Origin of the sequence: Deinococcus actinosclerus, assembly GCF_001507665.1 — a bacterium.
In the GTDB taxonomy this organism is placed as follows: Bacteria; Deinococcota; Deinococci; order Deinococcales; family Deinococcaceae; genus Deinococcus; species Deinococcus actinosclerus.
On record NZ_CP013910.1, the window covers coordinates 921,640 to 938,790 of the forward strand.

General features: G+C 71.4%; 12 protein-coding genes and 1 pseudogene. 6 read left to right on the top strand and 7 right to left on the bottom strand.

What is annotated here, in order from left to right; translation table 11 throughout:
• The first annotated feature begins 18 nt into the window (after positions 1–18).
• The gene (locus AUC44_RS04465) at positions 19–1,029 is read left to right on the top strand and encodes a nucleotidyltransferase domain-containing protein (RefSeq protein WP_062157570.1); all 1,011 of its coding nucleotides are present in this window, start codon (positions 19–21) and stop codon (positions 1,027–1,029) included.
• Between the two features lie 40 nt (positions 1,030–1,069).
• Here AUC44_RS04465 and AUC44_RS04470 read toward each other — a convergent pair whose 3' ends face one another.
• From AUC44_RS04470 to AUC44_RS16430, 3 genes are all read right to left on the bottom strand, one after another.
• Complete coding sequence (locus tag AUC44_RS04470) at positions 1,070–4,504, bottom strand: ExeM/NucH family extracellular endonuclease (RefSeq protein WP_231724526.1); 3,435 nt, start codon at positions 4,502–4,504, stop codon at positions 1,070–1,072.
• Positions 4,505–4,578: 74 nt separating this feature from the next.
• On the bottom strand, positions 4,579–5,826 hold the full coding sequence (locus AUC44_RS04475; protein WP_062157571.1) for a lamin tail domain-containing protein: 1,248 nt from the start codon (positions 5,824–5,826) through the stop codon (positions 4,579–4,581).
• Positions 5,816–5,971, bottom strand: coding sequence for a hypothetical protein (locus AUC44_RS16430; RefSeq protein ID WP_155298105.1), 156 nt, complete (start codon positions 5,969–5,971; stop codon positions 5,816–5,818). Before AUC44_RS16430 ends, AUC44_RS04475 begins: the two co-directional genes overlap by 11 nt.
• Positions 5,972–6,135: 164 nt before the next feature.
• On the opposite strand from AUC44_RS16430, the gene AUC44_RS04480 reads away from it, so the two are divergent.
• Complete coding sequence (locus AUC44_RS04480) at positions 6,136–6,390, top strand: PqqD family protein (RefSeq protein ID WP_062157572.1); 255 nt, start codon at positions 6,136–6,138, stop codon at positions 6,388–6,390.
• Complete coding sequence (locus tag AUC44_RS04485; protein ID WP_062157573.1) at positions 6,380–7,258, top strand: hypothetical protein; 879 nt, start codon at positions 6,380–6,382, stop codon at positions 7,256–7,258. Before AUC44_RS04480 ends, AUC44_RS04485 begins: the two co-directional genes overlap by 11 nt.
• An 85-nt stretch (positions 7,259–7,343) precedes the next feature.
• Here the strand turns inward: AUC44_RS04485 and AUC44_RS04490 are convergent, their stop codons facing one another.
• Together AUC44_RS04490 and hslO are read right to left on the bottom strand one after the other, a co-directional pair.
• On the bottom strand, positions 7,344–8,705 hold the full coding sequence (locus tag AUC44_RS04490) for a lasso peptide biosynthesis B2 protein (RefSeq protein ID WP_062157574.1): 1,362 nt from the start codon (positions 8,703–8,705) through the stop codon (positions 7,344–7,346).
• A gap of 15 nt (positions 8,706–8,720) precedes the next feature.
• The gene (gene hslO / locus AUC44_RS04495) at positions 8,721–9,629 is read right to left on the bottom strand and encodes an Hsp33 family molecular chaperone HslO (RefSeq protein ID WP_062157575.1); all 909 of its coding nucleotides are present in this window, start codon (positions 9,627–9,629) and stop codon (positions 8,721–8,723) included.
• Positions 9,630–10,011: 382 nt separating this feature from the next.
• Here hslO and AUC44_RS04500 point away from each other — a divergent pair, with 382 nt between their 5' ends.
• From AUC44_RS04500 to AUC44_RS04510, 3 genes and pseudogenes are all read left to right on the top strand, one after another.
• Positions 10,012–11,751: an ABC transporter substrate-binding protein gene (locus tag AUC44_RS04500; protein ID WP_062157576.1), complete on the top strand. Its 1,740-nt coding sequence runs from the start codon at positions 10,012–10,014 to the stop codon at positions 11,749–11,751.
• Between the two features lie 75 nt (positions 11,752–11,826).
• A pseudogene (locus AUC44_RS04505) lies at positions 11,827–12,512 on the top strand (response regulator).
• Positions 12,513–12,517: 5 nt separating this feature from the next.
• Positions 12,518–15,415 carry a GAF domain-containing sensor histidine kinase gene (locus AUC44_RS04510; protein ID WP_231724527.1) on the top strand — a complete coding sequence of 966 codons (2,898 nt, stop codon included), beginning with the start codon at positions 12,518–12,520 and terminating at the stop codon, positions 15,413–15,415.
• A gap of 13 nt (positions 15,416–15,428) precedes the next feature.
• Here AUC44_RS04510 and AUC44_RS04515 read toward each other — a convergent pair whose 3' ends face one another.
• Positions 15,429–15,974, bottom strand: a complete 546-nt coding sequence (locus AUC44_RS04515) for a VOC family protein (protein WP_062157578.1) — start codon at positions 15,972–15,974, stop codon at positions 15,429–15,431.
• A gap of 16 nt (positions 15,975–15,990) precedes the next feature.
• On the bottom strand, positions 15,991–17,001 hold the full coding sequence (locus tag AUC44_RS04520; protein WP_062157579.1) for a YkoP family protein: 1,011 nt from the start codon (positions 16,999–17,001) through the stop codon (positions 15,991–15,993).
• Between the last annotated feature and the right edge of the window lie 150 nt (positions 17,002–17,151).

A 17,151-nucleotide genomic window follows, 5' to 3' on the forward strand; every position in this document is an offset into this window, starting at 1 on the left:
CTGTGCTCTGCTTCATGCATGGACCTTCACGAGGCAGCCCGCGACCTCCGAGCGCACCTGGGCGACTTCCTGGACCGTGACCGCCCCGACGGTGTCTTCCACGTGCAGGCCGGCGGGCCCGGCAGCGTCCCCGCCCTGGCCGATCTCGAACCGCCCGAACTGCACCTGGACCTGCTCCCCGAGACCCCCACCGACGACCAGCAGGCCACCCTGCGCCGTCTGGGGTACAGCGGGAACGGGCGCCACTGGACGCACCCCGGCGGCTGGCGCCTGATCCTCACCGACCACGGCAGCGGCTGGCGCGCCGAACAGGCGGCCCTGCGTGACCTGCTCATGCACGACCCCGGTGCTGCCCACGCTTACCGCGCCGCCTATCAGGCCGGGGGCCGCCCGCACGCCGACGCGGCCCTGCGCCCCGCCGCGCTGACCCACCACGCCCGCACCGTCGGCCTGACCCCCGCCCGGCAGGTGGCCCAGCTCCTCGCCCCACTCGGCGCCCCGTGGATGTTCGCCGCCGGATTCGCCCTCGACCTCCACCTGGGCGCCACCGCCCGGCCGCACGACGACCTTGATTTGATCGTGCCCCGCGAAGCCCAACCCCAGCTGGCCCACCTCCTGAGCGGCTGGCGACTCGACACCCCCGTGGACGGGACGTACCAGCCCTACGCCGCGCCCCTCCAGCCCCCCCACCACCAGATTCACGCCCGGCACCCCGACCTGCCCGGCGTCCTGATGCTCGACCTTCTCCTCAGTGACCTCAGCGGCGGCGTCTGGCATTACCGCCGCGACCCCCGCATCACCCTCCCGCTGGACCGCGCCCGGCAGGTCAGCCCCGAAGGCCTGCCGTACCTCACGCCCGAAGCGGTCCTCCTCTTCAAAGCAGGCGCCGCCGGACGCGACCCACGCGGCAAGGACGAACAGGACTTCCGGCGCGTGCAGCCCACCCTGACCGCCGCAGCCCGCACGTGGCTGCTCGACGCCCTGACCCTCACCAGCCCAGGCCACCGCTGGCTGGAGGCCCTGAACTGAAAAACCGCCCCCGAAGGGGCGGTGACAGGGCGCAGAGGGATCAGGGCGTCGAGCAGGTGTTGGCCGCCGCCGCCGTGTTCCTAGGCGTGGGAGTCCCGGCGGCGAAGTCCGTGCTGTTCTGATCGGTGTCGGTACAGCCGTTCCCGGCTCGCAGCAGGCTGGTGGTGTTGCTGGGTGCTGGCGCGGCCGCCGTGCCCTCGTACTGATTGGCCGCTGCGCCCACGAAATCCACGAGGTTGCCGCCGCTCACGCTGCCGGCCGTCGCCGTGGGCGCCGCGGTGGAGCTGGTCAGCGCAATCTTGAAGGAAGAGGCGCCCATGGCGAACGTGCAGTTGGACTGATCCGGAGTGGGCAGCGCGGGGGCAGCCGTGTTGGTGCCCGCTGCGCACTGCACGAGGTAATACTGGCCGGGAGCCAGCGTCACGTTGTTCAGGGCCAGAGGCGTCCCGGTGAACGTACCGCCCGCACTGGCGTACTGCAGGTACAGGCCACCGAGGCTCAGGGAGCTGGCCGTGGGGTTGAACAGTTCGATGAAGTCATTGCGGTAAGGTGCGCCGTTGTTCCCGCCGCCGCCATAGCCCTGGCTGATCACGACGTGCCCCGTCCCGCCACTGGTACCGCTGCTCACGGTCACGGTGAAGGTGGTGGTGGCGTCGCTGACGCCCGCGCCGCTGCCGCGCACGGTCACGGTGTACGTGCCCGCCGTGGCGCCCGTCGCGTTGACCGTTAGGGTGCCGCCGGTGCCGGTGCCGGGCTGGGTGGTCACGGTCACGGCGGGGGCGGTGCCCGCGCCGGTCACGCTGTCCACGGCCAGGGTCACGGCGCCGCTGTAGTTGGTGCGGTTCACGGTGACGCTGTTCGTGCCGGACTGCCCGGTGGTGACGGTGGTGTTCTGCGCGGCCAGGCTGATGCTGGTGGTCTGCGCTGGGGGCGTCATGGGGGCCTGCGCGGTCAGGTTCAGGCCGATCAGGATCGGGTCGTGGTCGCTGCTGCGGAAGGCGTCAGGCGCGTAGAAGCTGCTGATCTGGCCGGCCGTCTTGAACTCCTTGTTGTAGTCCAGCACGGTGGGTTCGTCCGAGTTGATGTGCCACTTGGTGTGCCCGGCGACCTGGCTGATCATGCTGCTCGTGGCGGTCGCCTGGTCCAGGCTGCCCCACTGCCCGTCGAACTGGTAGGAGTACACGTTCTTGTCGAACACGTTCGCGTACCCGCCGCCGGCCAGGATGGTCAGGGGTTCCTCGCTGGCGTAGGCGTTGTAGTCGCCCATCAGGACGCGGTCGTCTTCGTCTACGCCGGTGGGGTTGTTGCCCAGCCAGCTGACGATGGCGGTGGCGGCGTTGCGGCGGGCGATGTACCCGCTGCCCTGGCCGTCACCGGTGTCGGTGTCGCCCGTGGCCGAGCAGGCGCTGCCCTTGCTCTTGAGGTGCATCATGACGGCCGTGAAGCGCCCGCCGTTCGCCTTGCTCTGGAAGGTCTGCGCCCAGGTGGGGCGGTTGCAGGTGTCCGTGTACGTGGAGTTCACGGTGTTGTCCAGAATGGCGAGGTTACCGACCGGGTCCACGCTGCCGGGCTTGTAGATCATGGCGACGCTGATGACGTCCGTGCCGATCTTCTTGCCGGGGTTGATGTACGCGAACGTGCCCGCGCCCGCCTCGGCGTTCAGGGCAGTCACGAGGTTCGCGATGGAGCTGTTGGCGCCCTTGTCGAAGTCGTTCTGCATTTCCAGGATGCCCAGGACGTCGGGGTTGAGGCCGGTGATGGCCTTGACGATCTTCGTCTGCTGGCGCGTGAACTCGTCGCAGTTGTTCGCCCCGCGGGAGTTCACGCTGTCCGTGCCGTTGGGGGTGCAGCCCTCGTTGGTCGTCACGAGCGTCGTGAAGTAGTTCAGGACGTTCATGGCCGCCACGCGGGTCGTGCCGCCCACCGCTTCGGGTGCGCTCAGGCGGGGGTTGCCGTCCGTGATCTGCACGTCTGCCGGGGTCGTCTGGATGCGGTACGTGTCGGCCGCGCCGCCCGAGGTGGACCCGGCGGTGGTGCTGTCGTTCCCGAAGGTCAGGATGCCCGTGGCGTTCACCAGATCCCCGCCGCGCAGGGTGTTGGCGGCGCTCAGGGGCTGTCCGCCGCGCGCGAAGACTTCCGGATCCGGGTTCTGCGCCCTGCTGCCGTCGTCGATGCGGATGTAGCGGTCCCGGGCGGCTACCTGATACGCCGCGTTGGCGGTGGCGTTCGGGGCGTTGAGCTGCGTGAAGTTCAGGATGCGGTCGTCGGCGATGTCGAAGCTGCCGTAGCGGCCCAGCGGGAAGTTGTTCGTGACCTTCCCGGACACCGTGACGCGCATGCCCTCGAAGCGTTCACGCTGCGCGACGGGCAGGGGCAGGGTGAGGGTCTGCGCGGCGGGCAGCGGCACGCCCGAGGCGACGACCTGCACGGCCGAGGCCGCCAGTTGCGTGGCCTTCACGACCTCCGAGACCGTCCCGGTCACGCGCACGCGCTGACCCAGGGTCACGGCGGGGCAGTTCACGTTGGACAGGCCGCAGTACACGAAGATCCCGTCGCTGGTGGTGGCGTCGGCGTCACGGTCGATGCCCTCTTCCTGCAGCCAGAAGCCGTTCAGGTTGGTGCCGGTGTTGACGGACGTGACCACGCCCTCGATGGTCCTGGCGGTGCCCGAGGCGGGGGAGGCCGCGTCGCCGCTGGGCGTGCTGCCCTGCACCGCGCCGATGTTGTCCAGCGCGACGCTGTTCGGGCCTTCGGCCACGGCGAACACCAGGCTGAAGCGGAACGGGTCGTTGTCGCCCACGTCGCTGCCCTGCAGCTTCACGCTCATGGCGAAGTTCACGTCCACGCTGCCGCCGGCGGGCAGGCTCGCGGTCTGCCAGCCCTGGTGGCTGATGCCGGGCGCGGTCGTGCCGGCGGGCAGGGTCAGGCCCAGGCCGCCGGTATCCAGGTTCGACACGAACGCCGAGGAGGACGGATCTTCCACCACGGCGCCGTTGCTGAGGGTCCGCGCGCGCTCCAGGCTGATCCGGTCAGGGCTGATGGGGGTGCCCTGGCGCGTCACCACGTTCCGGAACGGCGTCTCGCCGTCCGTGGCGAACGAGCCGCTGGTGTCGACCGGGACGAAGGTCGGCACGGCCAGCGAGGTACCGGTGGTGTTCGTGACGGTGTAGGTCGCCACGAGGTGCAGCACGCCCGCCTGCATGTCCGCCACGCTGGACATGGTCTTGGCGGTGAAGGTCAGGCCGCTCAGTTCGGTGTCCTGGGCGCTCAGGCCCGGCCGGGTGACGGTGCTCGACAGGCCCTGGGCGCTGCGGCCCACGCCGTTCATCTTCAGTTCGAACAGGGCGGCGCTGCGTGCGGGCGAGGTTGGGGTGGACGGGCCCGGCTGGGCCACCGGGCCGGGCGTGGTGCCGGAACCGCAGGCCGTGAGGGCCAGCGCCGCGGTCAGCAGGGCAGCAGGAAGGCGTTTCGTCATCAGAACAGTCTCCGGGTGAGGGGGGCAGTGGCGCCGATCCTGACCGTGCAGGCGCGGCGCCACAGGGGACGGATTCAGGGGCAGGCGACCGGGGTGGACGTGCTGTTGCGCGCGGAGCCGGCGGTCACGGTAAAGCTGACCAGATCTGCACTGTTGTTGTTGGTGTCGGTGCAGGGGCTGGGCGAGCGCTGATCGGCCAGCGTCAAGCTCATGGCGGGGGCGGCTGCCGTGCCTTCAAAGGTGATGTTGTTGCCGGTGCCGTAGCCGATGAAGTCAATGACGTTCGTGGCCGTGGGGCCAGCGACGGCTGTGCCGTTGCTGGCGAGCGCTACCTTGCCGTTCGCCGCGCCGAGCGTCAGCGTGCCCTGCTGATCCGGAGTGGCGGTCACGGTGCCGCCGTTGGTGCCGATAGGCATCCGGATCAGGAGGAAGCGCCCGGGAGCGATACTGGCCGTCGTGAGCGGGTAGAACTGGCCGGTGTTGTTGGTGACGAACGCGCCAGCTGGGGACGCGTACTGGAGGCTCATGCCCGCAGTGCTGATCACGTTGTTCGTGGGGTTGAACAGTTCCACGTAATCCGTATTCAGCGCGGCGCTCCCATTGCCGCCCGCGCCGTACAGCTGGCTGATGACCAGATGGTTCACGGCGGGCGTCTTGTCGAACGCGCCGAAGACCAGGGAGAAGCGGTAGGCGTCGTTCGAGGCGGGGATCGTGAAGCCCAGGGACATGGCCTGGGTGGCTCCGGCTGCCAGGGTGGGGGTGCGCCAGCCCTGCGCGCTGACGGCCGTGACGCTGCTGCCGCCGGGGACAGCAAAGTCCGCGCCGCTCACGCCAGTCACGGGGAACAGCATGGAGTAGGTGCTGTCGGTCACCTGGGTCAGCGTGATGCCGCTGGCGCTGGTGGGTGCGCCGGACTGGTTGGTGGTGGCGCCCGCGCGGAAGTAGGTGCCGCTTTCGGTGTACCCGGCGATGTCGGCGGGGATGATGGCGGGCGCGCCGATGGCCGCGCCGCTGGTATTCGTGACGTTCAGGGCGGCCGTGTAGTTGCGGCTGCCGTCGCCGTTGGTGACGACCTGCACGCCGGTGACCGTGAAGGTCAGCCCCGCGATCTCCTGACTGCGCAGGGCGGCCGTGGTCACGCGGCCGCTGGCCTGCGCGCCGCTGCCCTGAATGCTCAGCTCGTACAGGCCCAGGGCGCGGGTGGCCGCCGCAGGGGCCGGGGCGGTGGTGGAGGTCGGGGTGGGCGCCGTCGCCTGCTGACCCGTCGAGCACGCGGCGAGCAGCAGGGCCGGGAGGATCAGGACCCAGCGTTTACCAGTCATTTTTCTTCTGGTTCCAGGGGGTGGGGATGCGGGGGTTGATCGGCACGGACTGGATCAGGGTGACGTTCTCCCAGCGGCCGACGGGCTGCAGGCGCGGGGCGGTGTAGGGCTGGCGTGGGGTGGTAACTGCAGGACGTGTGTTCATGTGACTCCTTGGTACGGGTCGCCGGTCGCAGGGGTGCGGCGGCAGAGATGAAGAAGTTGTAAAAGCCCAATTAATATAGAACGATTTTCCACAAAATGTAGGGCCGCCGGGTCAGCCGACGGTCTGCTGCGGTGGGGGGGGTGACACCCGCTAGTCTGATCGCCATGTGGACGAAAGTGGCGGACGTACTCGAAACCGATCTGGGCGATGAGCTCGTGCTGATGCACGCGGGCCTGAGCGAGATGTTCACGCTCAACAGCGCGGGACGCGTGATCTGGCAGGCGCTGCCCGCACGGGAAGCCCAGCTGGCGCAGACCCTCACGCAGGTCTTCGAGGTCGATGACGAGACGGCGGCCCAGGATGTCCGGGCCCTGCTGGGGGAGCTGGCGGCCCGCAGCCTGATCACGCATGCGCCCTGAGCTGCCCCTGACAGTCGCCGGACAGACCCTGGACGCGACGCTCGAACTGGCGCCTGACCTGCCCGGCGGCCTCCGTGACCTCCTCGTCTGGGACTGGGGCATGGCCACGGGGCGTCCGGCGCGGCGCATCGAGGTGCGCGCCGCGCCGCTGCCCGCCCCGCCGCCCGGCCGTGTCCAGCAGACGGTGACGGTCATGGACACGCCCGTCCAGGTGACGGCCCTGGCCGATGAGCTCTGGCTGGACGATACGCTGCATGTCTCGGTGGGCGCCGACCACTCGGTGCTCACCGTGGGCGAGGAGACGTCCCAGCTGCTGCTGGCGGTCGCCATGACCGAGGCGCACCGCGCGGCCGGCTGGCTGCCCCTGCACGCCGCCCTGATCGGCGGCGCCGGGGGGGCCGTGGCCCTGCTGGGCGACAGTGGCGCGGGCAAGAGCACCGCCTGCCTGCGCCTGCACGCCGCGGGCCACCCGGTCCTGGCCGAGGACCGGGCCTGGCTGAGCCCGCAGGGGCTGGTCACCGGACTGGACCGGGGCCTGCGCGCCTTCGATGACAGCGTGGCCCGCTTCGCGCCGCAGTGGGCTGCGGATGAGGACGCGCCGCGGGACGCGAAAGGCAAGCGGATCCTGCCGCTGATTCAGCCGGGGGCGTTGCCGCTGCGCGCGGCGCTGCTCCTGTCAGACACGCCACTGCCGCAGGGGGCGGCGCGGGTATCCCTGGCGTGGAGCGCCGCGGGGCTGCCCCTGACCCGGAGTGCCCGGCAGGCCGCGGCGCCGATGGTGCAGCGGCTCGTGCGCGACGTGCCCTGGCAGGGGGTGACGCGGGCCACCGTCCTGCCGGAGGTCGCGGCGCGGCTGGCAGAGCACTGACCGCCAGCCGCTCACCTGCTCAGGGCGTCCCGGGTGCCCTCACGCGTCGGGACGCCACCTGCCCTGGAGCGCGGGGTGAGGCAGGTCAGTCCGGCTGCTCCGGCCCCACCGGCGGCTGGGCAGCCGGGCCGGACGGGGGATAGGCGAGCAGCACCTGGAAGACCTGCCGGTTCTGGGCCTCGTGATAGGCATCCATGGCGCCCAGGTGATCTTCCACCCAGGCGTGGCTGAGCAGGGCGCCCCCGGCCCGCGTGACGCCACTGAGGAACTGGACGGGATGCCCGGCCCGGCGCAGCGCCCGGTAGCTGGCGTAGGCGCGCGGGACACAGATCCCCTCGCGCTGCTGACGTGGATGGGTCAGGCGCGTAACGTGTTTCGTGACCGTCAGCGTGCGGTCGAGGACGTCCGGCGTCACCGGGCTTGGCGTGGGCGGCCCGGGGCAGCGCGCCAGGTGGCGTCGGGGATCGCCGCCCCGCCGGACGGCGCGGGCGGCCCACGCGACGTCCAGCAGAGCAGAGGGCATGCCGGGCAACAGGAACGCGACGCGCCGCAGCCGCTCGCCCGCAGAGCGCCGGACCTGCACGCCGTCGGCCTTCATGCCCGCGACCAGGGCCGCGCTCGTCTCATCGGGCTGCAGGGTCAGGTGACCGCGCTGGGGATCACACACCTGCCGGAAGGCGTCCCAGGTGTGCGTCAGGCCCAGCTGCCGGGCATGCTCCCGCAGGGCGGCAGGGGTGACCTTGCCGAGCAGATGGGTCAGATCCAGGTAGTCCGCGCCCTTCAGGCCGCCGTGGTCGCCGCCCCAGACGCGGTTGGCGACCAGGGTCAGCAGGACCTCGTCGCGCGGGTCGGGTCGCAGGATGCCCAGGCCGTCCCAGTCGGTATGCCGGGCACGCTGCCACAGGCCGGTGGTCAGGTGCGCGGCGCGCGCCTGGGCAACATAGAGGGCCGGAATGATCCAGCGGTGGACGTCCAGGCGCAGGCTGTGGTGCGGCGCGAACAGGTGCGTGCTTTCGTGCAGCCAGTCGGGAAGTCGGCGGGCGTCCTCCAGCCGGTCACTCTGCCATCCGAGCGTCCGGGCAATCTGCACGGCGCGGCGCACGGTCGCCGGGTCGGTGGGCAGCAGGACGTCCACGTCGCCGTAGAAGCGCTCGCTGGTCGTGCCGTACTCGAATTCGCTCAGGGCGAAGCCCTTGAACAGCAGGGTGGGGATCCCTGCCTGCGCCCAGGCGTGCAGCAGGGGCCGCAGGGCCTGACGGGTGCGGGCGTGCCGCACGGCCAGGGCTCCGGCGTCTGCCGTCAGCGCGGCCCGGGCGGGATGTCCCTGGGGCAGCCGGGGCCGCAGGGCGCCGCCCAGGCGGGCCAGCCGCGCGGCCTGCACGTGACGGGGCTCGAGCTGCGCGGCGGGGAGGGTCAGCGCTTCCTGAAGGTCATGCAGGTGGGTCATCGGCGCCGTCTGTCGTCACGCCTGGGCGCGTTCATGCTGCTCGTCCAGCGCGGCGATCTCGTCCGGGGAGAGCTGGTAGCGTTCGCCGCACCAGTGGCAGACGATCTCCTGGCCGCCTGCCTCGATCATCTCCTGGCGCTCCTCGGGGTTGAAGAACTTCAGGCTGTCGGCAGCGCGTTCACGGGAGCAGCGGCACTCGAAGCGGGCGGGCTGGGCCTCGGTCGCCAGTTGCAGGTCGAGGCCCTCGGTGGCGCGGCTGATGGCCTCCAGCAGGCCGCCGCGGCGCAGGTTGTCGGTGATCTGCCCCATGGCGCGGATGTTCGCCTCCAGTTTCGCCAGGGTCTCGTCGGTGACGCCGGGCATGGCCTGCACCAGCAGCCCGCCGGCGTGCGCCACCCGGCCACCTTCCTCGTACACGCCCAGCAGCACGGCGTTGGGAATCTGCTCGGAGACCCCCAGGTAGGTGCTGACGTCCTCGGCGATCTCGCCGCTGACCAGCGTGGCGCTGCCGGTGTAGGGTTCGCCGTTGTCGAGCAGGCGCGTGACGCTGATCTCGCCGTCGTGGCCGACGATACCGCTGACGTCCAGCTTGCCGTCGCGTTCGCGGATCGGGAGGTCGGCGTCGGGGTGGCGCACGTAGCCGCGCACGCGCCCGTCGGTGCTGCCCTCGGCGACCACCCAGCCGACCGGGCCGCCGCCCTCCACGCGGATATTCACGCGGCTGTCCGCCTTCTTGCCCAGCACGATCGCCAGCAGCACGCTGGCGGTCAGGGTGCGGCCCAGCGCGGCGGTCGCGGTTTTCGACAGGTTGTGACGCACGCGGGCGTCCTCGACGACGCGGGTGGCCTCCATGCCGACGAGCCGCAGGGTGCCCTGCGCCGCCGTGCCGCGCAGGATGAAGGAATCCGGGAGAGGAGCAGTCATCCCGACACCTTAACGGTTGGGCTGCTGTCGGGCTGTGCAGGGCCTCGCAATCGGACGGTGGCCCTGGGCCGCGTTGCGGCGCGGGCCTCCAGGGGGCGGACGCCTGACGCAGCGGCAATACGCGCGTCTCTTACAAGGGGACAACCGTGATTTCCATTCCTGTTCCTCGTGCGGTACCTTCAGGGTTCTGGCGGGAACTTCTCACCTGCCATTTCTAGCATGAGAGGCCATAACGGCCCTGGTGGGACGCCCCGCACCTCACATGCGCGGCGAGCCCTGACGACTTCTTGCGTGCGTTGTTCCTGTCAGGTTTCCATCTGTGTCCCGGCCCGCCAGCGCCCGGGAGTGACCCCGTGTCCGCTTCCCGCCCCAAGGAGTACGCATGAAGAACAAGACCCTCAGCGCCGTGGCCCTCGCCACGCTGTCCCTTACGCTCGCGGCCTGCAACAACAAGCAGGCCGGCGGGGCCGACAGTGCCCTCGTGATCCAGCAGTCCGCCGACGTGCCCACCCTGGATCCGGGCACCACCTACGACACGTCCAGCGGTCAGATCGTCGAGAACATGTACGAGACCCTGGTCGGGTACGAGGGCAACGACATCACCGAGGTCAAGCCGGTCCTCGCCACCGAGTGGCAGGCCAGCAACGGCGACAAGGAATACCGCTTCACCCTGCGTGACGGCGTGAAGTTCCACACCGGCAACGACTTCACCTGCGCCGACGCCGAGTACACCCTGCGCCGCAACCTCGTGACGAACACCGCCGACAGCGGCAACTGGTTCCTGTCCGAGAGCCTGCTGGGCACTCCCAGCAACGCCAGTGACGACACCAGCATCACCTGGGCCAAGATCAGCAGCGCCGTCAAGTGCGACGGCAACACCCTGGTGTTCACGCTGCCCGCCGTGGATCCGGCCTTCCTGACGAAGCTGGCCTACATCGGCCAGGGCATCGTGGACAGCAAGCACGCCAAGGAAATCGGCGAGTGGGACGGCACCGAGGCCACCTGGAAGGACTGGGTCGGCAAGGACCTGATGGGCAGCGAGCTGAACAAGCAGCCCAGCGGCACCGGCGCGTACAAGCTCGTCAACCGCGACGCCAACGCCATCACCCTGACTGCCTTCGACGGCTACTGGGGCGAGACCAAGCCCCAGATAAAGAACGTGATCCTCCAGAAGGTGCCTGAAGAGGCCGCCCGCGTGCAGGCGTTCCTGAAGGGTGACGCGGACTTCATCGAGGTGCCCCGCGCCATCATCAGCACCCAGCTGCAGGGCAAGGACGGCGTGGCCGTGCTCGACGACCTGCCCAACACCACCGCCTCGGGCTTCAGCATGAACGAGAAGATCGCCGCCGGCGGCGCGCTCGGCAGCGGCAAGCTCGACGGTCAGGGCATTCCCAGCGACTTCTTCAAGGATCCCGACGTGCGCCGCGGCTTCGTGGCGGCCTTCGACGTGCCCACCTACATCGAGCAGGTGCAAGAAGGCAAGGGCGCGCCCCGCAACTTCCTGCTGCCCGACTCCTTCCCCGGCTACGACAGCAACCTCGAGGCCGCCAAGTTCGACCTCGACCTCGCCAAGGCCGCGTTCCAGCGCGCCTGGGGCGGACAGGTCTGGGAGAACGGCTTCCGGATCAACGTGTCCTACCGCGCCGGCGCCCAGGCGCAGCAGACCGCCATGGAGCTGCTGAAGAAGAACATCGAGGCCCTGAACCCCAAGTTCAAGGTGAACATCGTGGGCAAGGAATGGAGCGAACTGATCAACTCCAAGAACGTGCCCAAGGAAGCGATGGTCCTGAGCGCCTGGGCACCTGACTACGCCGACCCGGACAACTTCGTCTCCACCTTCTATGCCAGCAACGGCTACTACGGCCCGCGCCTGAACGCCAACGACGCGCAGCTCGACACCTGGATCAAGGAGGCGCGCGGCACGACCGACACGGCCCGCCGCGACGAGCTGTACAGCCAGATCGCCAAGCGCGCCCAGGAGCAGGCGTACTACGTGATCATGCCCGCCAGCCCCACGGTGTTCCCCTACCGCGAGAACATCAAGGGCGTGAGCGCCGACACCTTCAACCCCATGATCGCCTTCACCAGCGGCACCTACTGGAAGAACCTCAGCAAGGAGTAAGCCTCCCCGCTGACCACGACCGCCTCGGCCACACGGCTGAGGCGGTTTTCCCTGCACGCGGGCTATGCTGCGCGCATGCTCGACGCCGAGACCCTCGAAGCCGGTTCCACGCGCCCCATCACGCTGCTCCTTGTCGATGACCACCCGGTCGTGCGCAAGGGCACCCGTGAACTGCTTGAGAGCGAGGCGGACCTGCGCGTGGTCGGTGAGGCCGGCAGCGGCGAGGAGGCCATCCTGCGCGCCCGCGAACTCACGCCGGACGTGATCCTGATGGACGTCAGCATGCCCGGCATGAACGGCATCGACGCCACGCGCGCCATCAAGGCCGAGCGGCCCGGCGTGGGTGTGCTCGTCCTCACCAGCTACGACGACGACGCGTACGTGTTCGCGCTGCTGGAAGCCGGCGCCGCCGGGTACCTGCTGAAGAACGCCTCCGAGGACGACCTGCTCGGCGCGGTGCGCGCCGTGGCCGCCGGGGAGAGCGCGCTGCACCCCAGCGTGGCGAAGAAGGTCCTCGAGCGCTTCAGCACCCACACGACCCCCACGCCCCCGAGGACGACCTGAGCCCCCGCGAGCTGGAGGTGCTGCGCGTGGCCGCCACCGGCCGCACCAACAAGGAGATCGCGCGGGACCTGGATATCAGCCCCCGCACCGTGCAGGTGCACCTCGCGAACATCTTCTCCAAGCTGGGTGTGGGCAGCCGCACCGAGGCGGTCCTGTACGGCATCAAGCGCGGCTGGATCGACCCGAAGAACCTCTGAGCGCGGTGTCCGAGGTCGTCCCGCCGTTCCCGCAGACCCTCTCGCAGGCGTCGAGTGTCGCCGCGTTCGCGCGGGACCTCGCCGCGTACGCCTGCCCGGTGCTGCACGCGCACGGCGTCCGCGTGTGGGTCGTGCAGGACGCCGCCCTGACCCCGGTGGCCGAGGAGGGGCGCGGGCTGGCCCTCAGTGACGGCACGCTGGCGCACGAGGCCCTGACGGTCGGCACGCTGCTGGAGGACGGCATGCTCGCGGCCCTGCCCTTCGGCTGCGGCGTGCTGGAAGCGGTCGGGGCCAGTCCCGACGGAATGCGCGCGCTGCTGGGCGCGGCCCCGCTGCTGGCCCTGGCGGTCGAGGGCGTGCAGGCCCGCGAGGCCCGGCGCGGCCACGGCCGCATCGCGGAGACCGTCGAGGGGCTCGTGCGCCGCCTGGGCGGTAGCCTGGACCTCGCGGAGGTCCTGACCGTCACCGCGCAGAGCGCCGCGCTGGCCCTGGGCTTCCGGCGGGCGTTCGTGGCGCTGTTCAGCGAATTCCACGAGGGCGGCCGCGCCCGCACCGGCGAGGTCTTCACGCACGGCTTCGACGAGGAATTCCGCGGCGGGATCGGCGTGGGCCCCGTGACCTTCGAGACGCTGGTGCAGCGCGGCGAGGCGATCCGCTTCGAGCGGTCCCGCGACGCGGAGAGCCCCCTGGCACAGGGGCTGGCGGAACTCGCGCCGCACGCCGCCGTCATCGCGCCCCTCTCCGCGCGCGGGCAGGCGCTGGGCCTGCTGTACGTGGACACCCAGCAGCCCGGCTCCAGCGCCAGCGAGGACGACGCCCGGCTGGTCCTGGCCCTGGCCGAGCAGGCCTCGCTCGCCATCGACAACGCCCGCCTGTACGGCATCGAGACCCGCAAGCGCGAGGCCGCCGAGGCGCTGCGCGAGGCGGGCGCGGCCCTGGCGGGCAGCCTGCACCTGAGTGACACCCTGACCCGCGTGCTGGAGCGGGCCGTGACCCTCTTCCGCGCGGACGCCGCTGCCGTGTACGAACGCCAGCCGGACGGGCGCACCGTGAACATCCGCTCCGCGCTGGGCCTCCCGAACGAGTACATGCTGCGCGTGCGCGCCAAGGTCGGCCTGGGCGTCACCGGGCGCGCCATCGCCGAGTGCCAGCCCGTCGCCGCGCGCGACCTCACGCAGGCGCACTACGGGGGCAGCAGCCGCTACACCCGGCAGCTGCTGGCCGCCGGCCGCTACCCGTACCGGGGCGTGATCAGCCTGCCCCTGACCACCCGCGCGGGCGTGTTCGGCGCGCTGACCCTGTACTGGCAGGACGCCCTGCCGCTGGACGCCGACGATCAGGCGCTGGCCGCCGTGTTCGCGTCGCAGGCGGGCCTGGCCATCGAGAACGCCCGCCTGTACGAGGAGGAACTGCGCCGCGAGAACGAGGCCGCCCTGCTGCTGAACCTGGGCCGCAGCCTGGGCGAGGACCAGAGCGACGCCGCGCTGGCCGACGCCGCGCGACTGGTCACGCACGCCATGAACGCCTCGCGCGGCCTGATCGCCCTGACCGACGACCAGGGCGGCTTCACCCGCTGCGCCACCTACAACCTGCACGTGCCCCCGCAGAGCGACCTGCACGCCCTGGCCGCCCAGCTGGGCCGCGGGGCGCGCGCCCTGACCCGCCGCTACACCCTGGCGGTCGCGGGCAGCGGCCTGATCGTCCCGCTGCGCGCCGAGGGCCACCCCGACCAGAGCGGCGAGGACACCCTGCTGGGCTTCCTGTACCTCGACGATCCCGGCACCGACCCCCCCGGCGAGCACCTGCTGGCCCTGGCCCGCAGCGTCGCCGACCAGATCACGCAGACCCTGACCCGCCAGCGCCTGCTGACCGAACTCGAACGGCAGGAAGCCCGCTACCGCCAGCTCGCCGAGGGCGCGCACGACCTGATCATCAGCACCGACCCCGCCGGGACCATCACGTACGCCAACCCGGCCGCCGGGACGCTGCTCGAACCGCTGACCGGCCCGCTGCCGGGCGCGAACCTCCTCGACCTGCCCACCCCCGACACCCGACCCGCCCTGCGCGCCGCGTGGGCCAGCGCCCGCCGGGCCTCGCGCGGGAGCCGCACCGAGATCCAGATCGGCCCGCACCGCCTGGAACTGCGTGTGGGCGTCATGGACGGCGGGCGCGGCGTCCTCACCGTCGGGCGCGACCTCTCGGAACTCCAGACCCTCGCCGACGAGATCGCCCGGCGCGGCCAGGCGTTGGAGGCCGCTACCAGCCGCACCGTCGAGATGCGCACCTTCCTGACGCTGTTCACGCAGGCGCAGGAGGAGGAACGCCGCCGCATCAGCCGCGAACTGCACGACGACACCGCCCAGGTCCTGACCGCCACCACCCGCCGCGTCGCCCGCCTCGCCCGCGAACTCCAGGGGCCGCAGAAGGACCGCGCCGACGACATCCTGACCGACCTGAACGCCGCCATCGACGGCGTGCGCCGCTTCGCCCGCAACCTCCGCCCCAGCGTGCTCGACGACCTGGGCCTGCTTCCGGCCCTGGAGTGGCTGGCCACGCAGGCCGCCACACCCACCCGCCTGGAGGTCAGCGGTGCCGAGCGCCGCCTGGACTCCGCCACCGAACTCACGCTGTTCCGCCTGTCGCAGGAGGCGCTGAACAACGTGGACAAGCACGCCGGGGCCGCCAGCGCCGCCATCCGCGTGGCGTTCCAGGCGGGGCACGTGCAGGTCGCCATCCGCGACGACGGGCAGGGCTTCACGCCCGATCAGGCGCAGGAACGCGCGCAGGCCGGACACCTGGGCCTGATCGGCCTGCGTGAGCGCGTCGCCCTGACCGGCGGGACCCTGGACGTGGACAGCAGCCCCGGCGCGGGCACCACCCTGACCTTCACCCTGCCCGGCTGACGGCGCATGCGGCTCAGCGGCGCAGCAGGTCCTCGATGGCGTCCGCGAGGTGCTCGGCGGTGATGTTGGCGTCGCCGCGCGCCACGCGCAGCTCGAAGGCGCGGCGCAGCACGTCCGCGTCGCGCCAGCCCTCGGGCGTCTGGAACTTGTAGCAGGCCAGCTCGACCTTCATGCCGTTCGGATCGCGGAAGTAGATGGAGTCCATGAAGCCCCGGTCGCGTTCCAGCACCTCGATGCCGCGGGCCCGCAGCCGCGCCGGGGCGAGCTGGAAGGTCGCGCGGGACACGGTGAACGCCAGATGCTCGACGGTGCCCGGTTCGCGCGGCGCGTCCCGCCCGGCGTCTGTTCGGCCCTCGTCGGTGAAGACGGTCAGCAGGCGGCCGTCGCCGGGGTCGAAGTACAGGTGGTTCTCGGCCGGGTTGCCCAGGTTCGGCTGCTCGAACACGAACGGCATGCCCAGCGCGCCCTCCCAGAAGTCGATGGCACTCTGGCGGGTGGAACCGACGATGGTGACGTGATGCAGGCCCTGCACCTGCACCCTGGACTCGCTGCGGGTCATGCGTCAGGCTACCGCGTCAGCCGTAGCGCTTCAGGAATTCCTCGCGGGGCAGCCACGCCATCTTCGGGGTGTCCTCGCTGGGCGCGCGGGTGGTGCCGTACGCGACGCGCAGCAGCCGGAAGCCCAGGCCGTACCAGCGGGCCGTGGCGGGCGGCAGGTCCAGCAGCGTGAAGCCCGCCTGCGCCAGCGGCGCGTGGAAGAGGGTCACCGCGAACACCGCCTGCGCCTCCTGCAACTCGGGGCGGTCCCGCAATGCCGCGCCCACGTCGCGCAGGCTGCGCAGGTACGCGCGGTACGCGGTCAGGGCGCTGCGCGAGGCGAGCCCCACGATGCGAGGCGAGTGCAGGTGCAGTTCCGCCGTGTGTGCCGAGCGGGGCAGGGGTAGCGGCGCGGGCGCGTGATCCAGCGGCGCCACGCGCATGACCGCGTCGGCCCGCTGCGCGAGGTCGATCACGCCGTGCTGCCGCGCGAACCGGTCCTCGACCAGCCGGGTGTAGGCGTGCAGGAACAGGTCGCGGCCCGTCCCGGCGCGCAGGTCCGGCACGTCCCGCACCGGCACGGCGCGGTACCCCAGGCGCTTCAGGTCGGCCAGCACCCCCGGCAGCTGCGCGGGGTCCACCGTCAGCAGCGCGCCCGGGGCGGGCCGGCCGGCCCCCGGGGGCAGGGCGTGCAGGCCGCGCGTACCCAGGGCGCTCAGGGCGCCCAGGCGGTCCGGGGTGGCCCAGGTCGTGACCGGCCCGCCCGCGAGCACGTCCAGCCCCGGCGCGCCCGCCGGGTCACCCAGACCGCCCACCTCGTGGCCTTCCAGCCGGGCGCGGTCCAGCCCCCCGGCCAGGCTGGGGGAGAGGAGCAGCGTCGCGCTCACCCCGGCCTCGCGCAGCGTGGCCAGCGCGTCCGTCAGGTCGGCGTCCGAACGGACCGGGACGCTCAGGCCCACGCGGGGGTCGCCCGGGTGGCCGCCGTGCCACGCACCGGCCTGCCCGGCCAGGAGCGCCGCGCGCAGCGCCGCAGAGGAAAGGGGTCCCATTGGGCGTGACTCTAGCGCGCCGCCGCCCCGCCCAGCGCAGATGAGCGCTGCCCCGCAGCTGCCCCCCGGCGGGCAGACAGATTTCTGAGCCTACTCTCATGTCCGGCGTCGTATGCTCCTGTCTAGTGATGCTTCAGGAATCCTTAAACT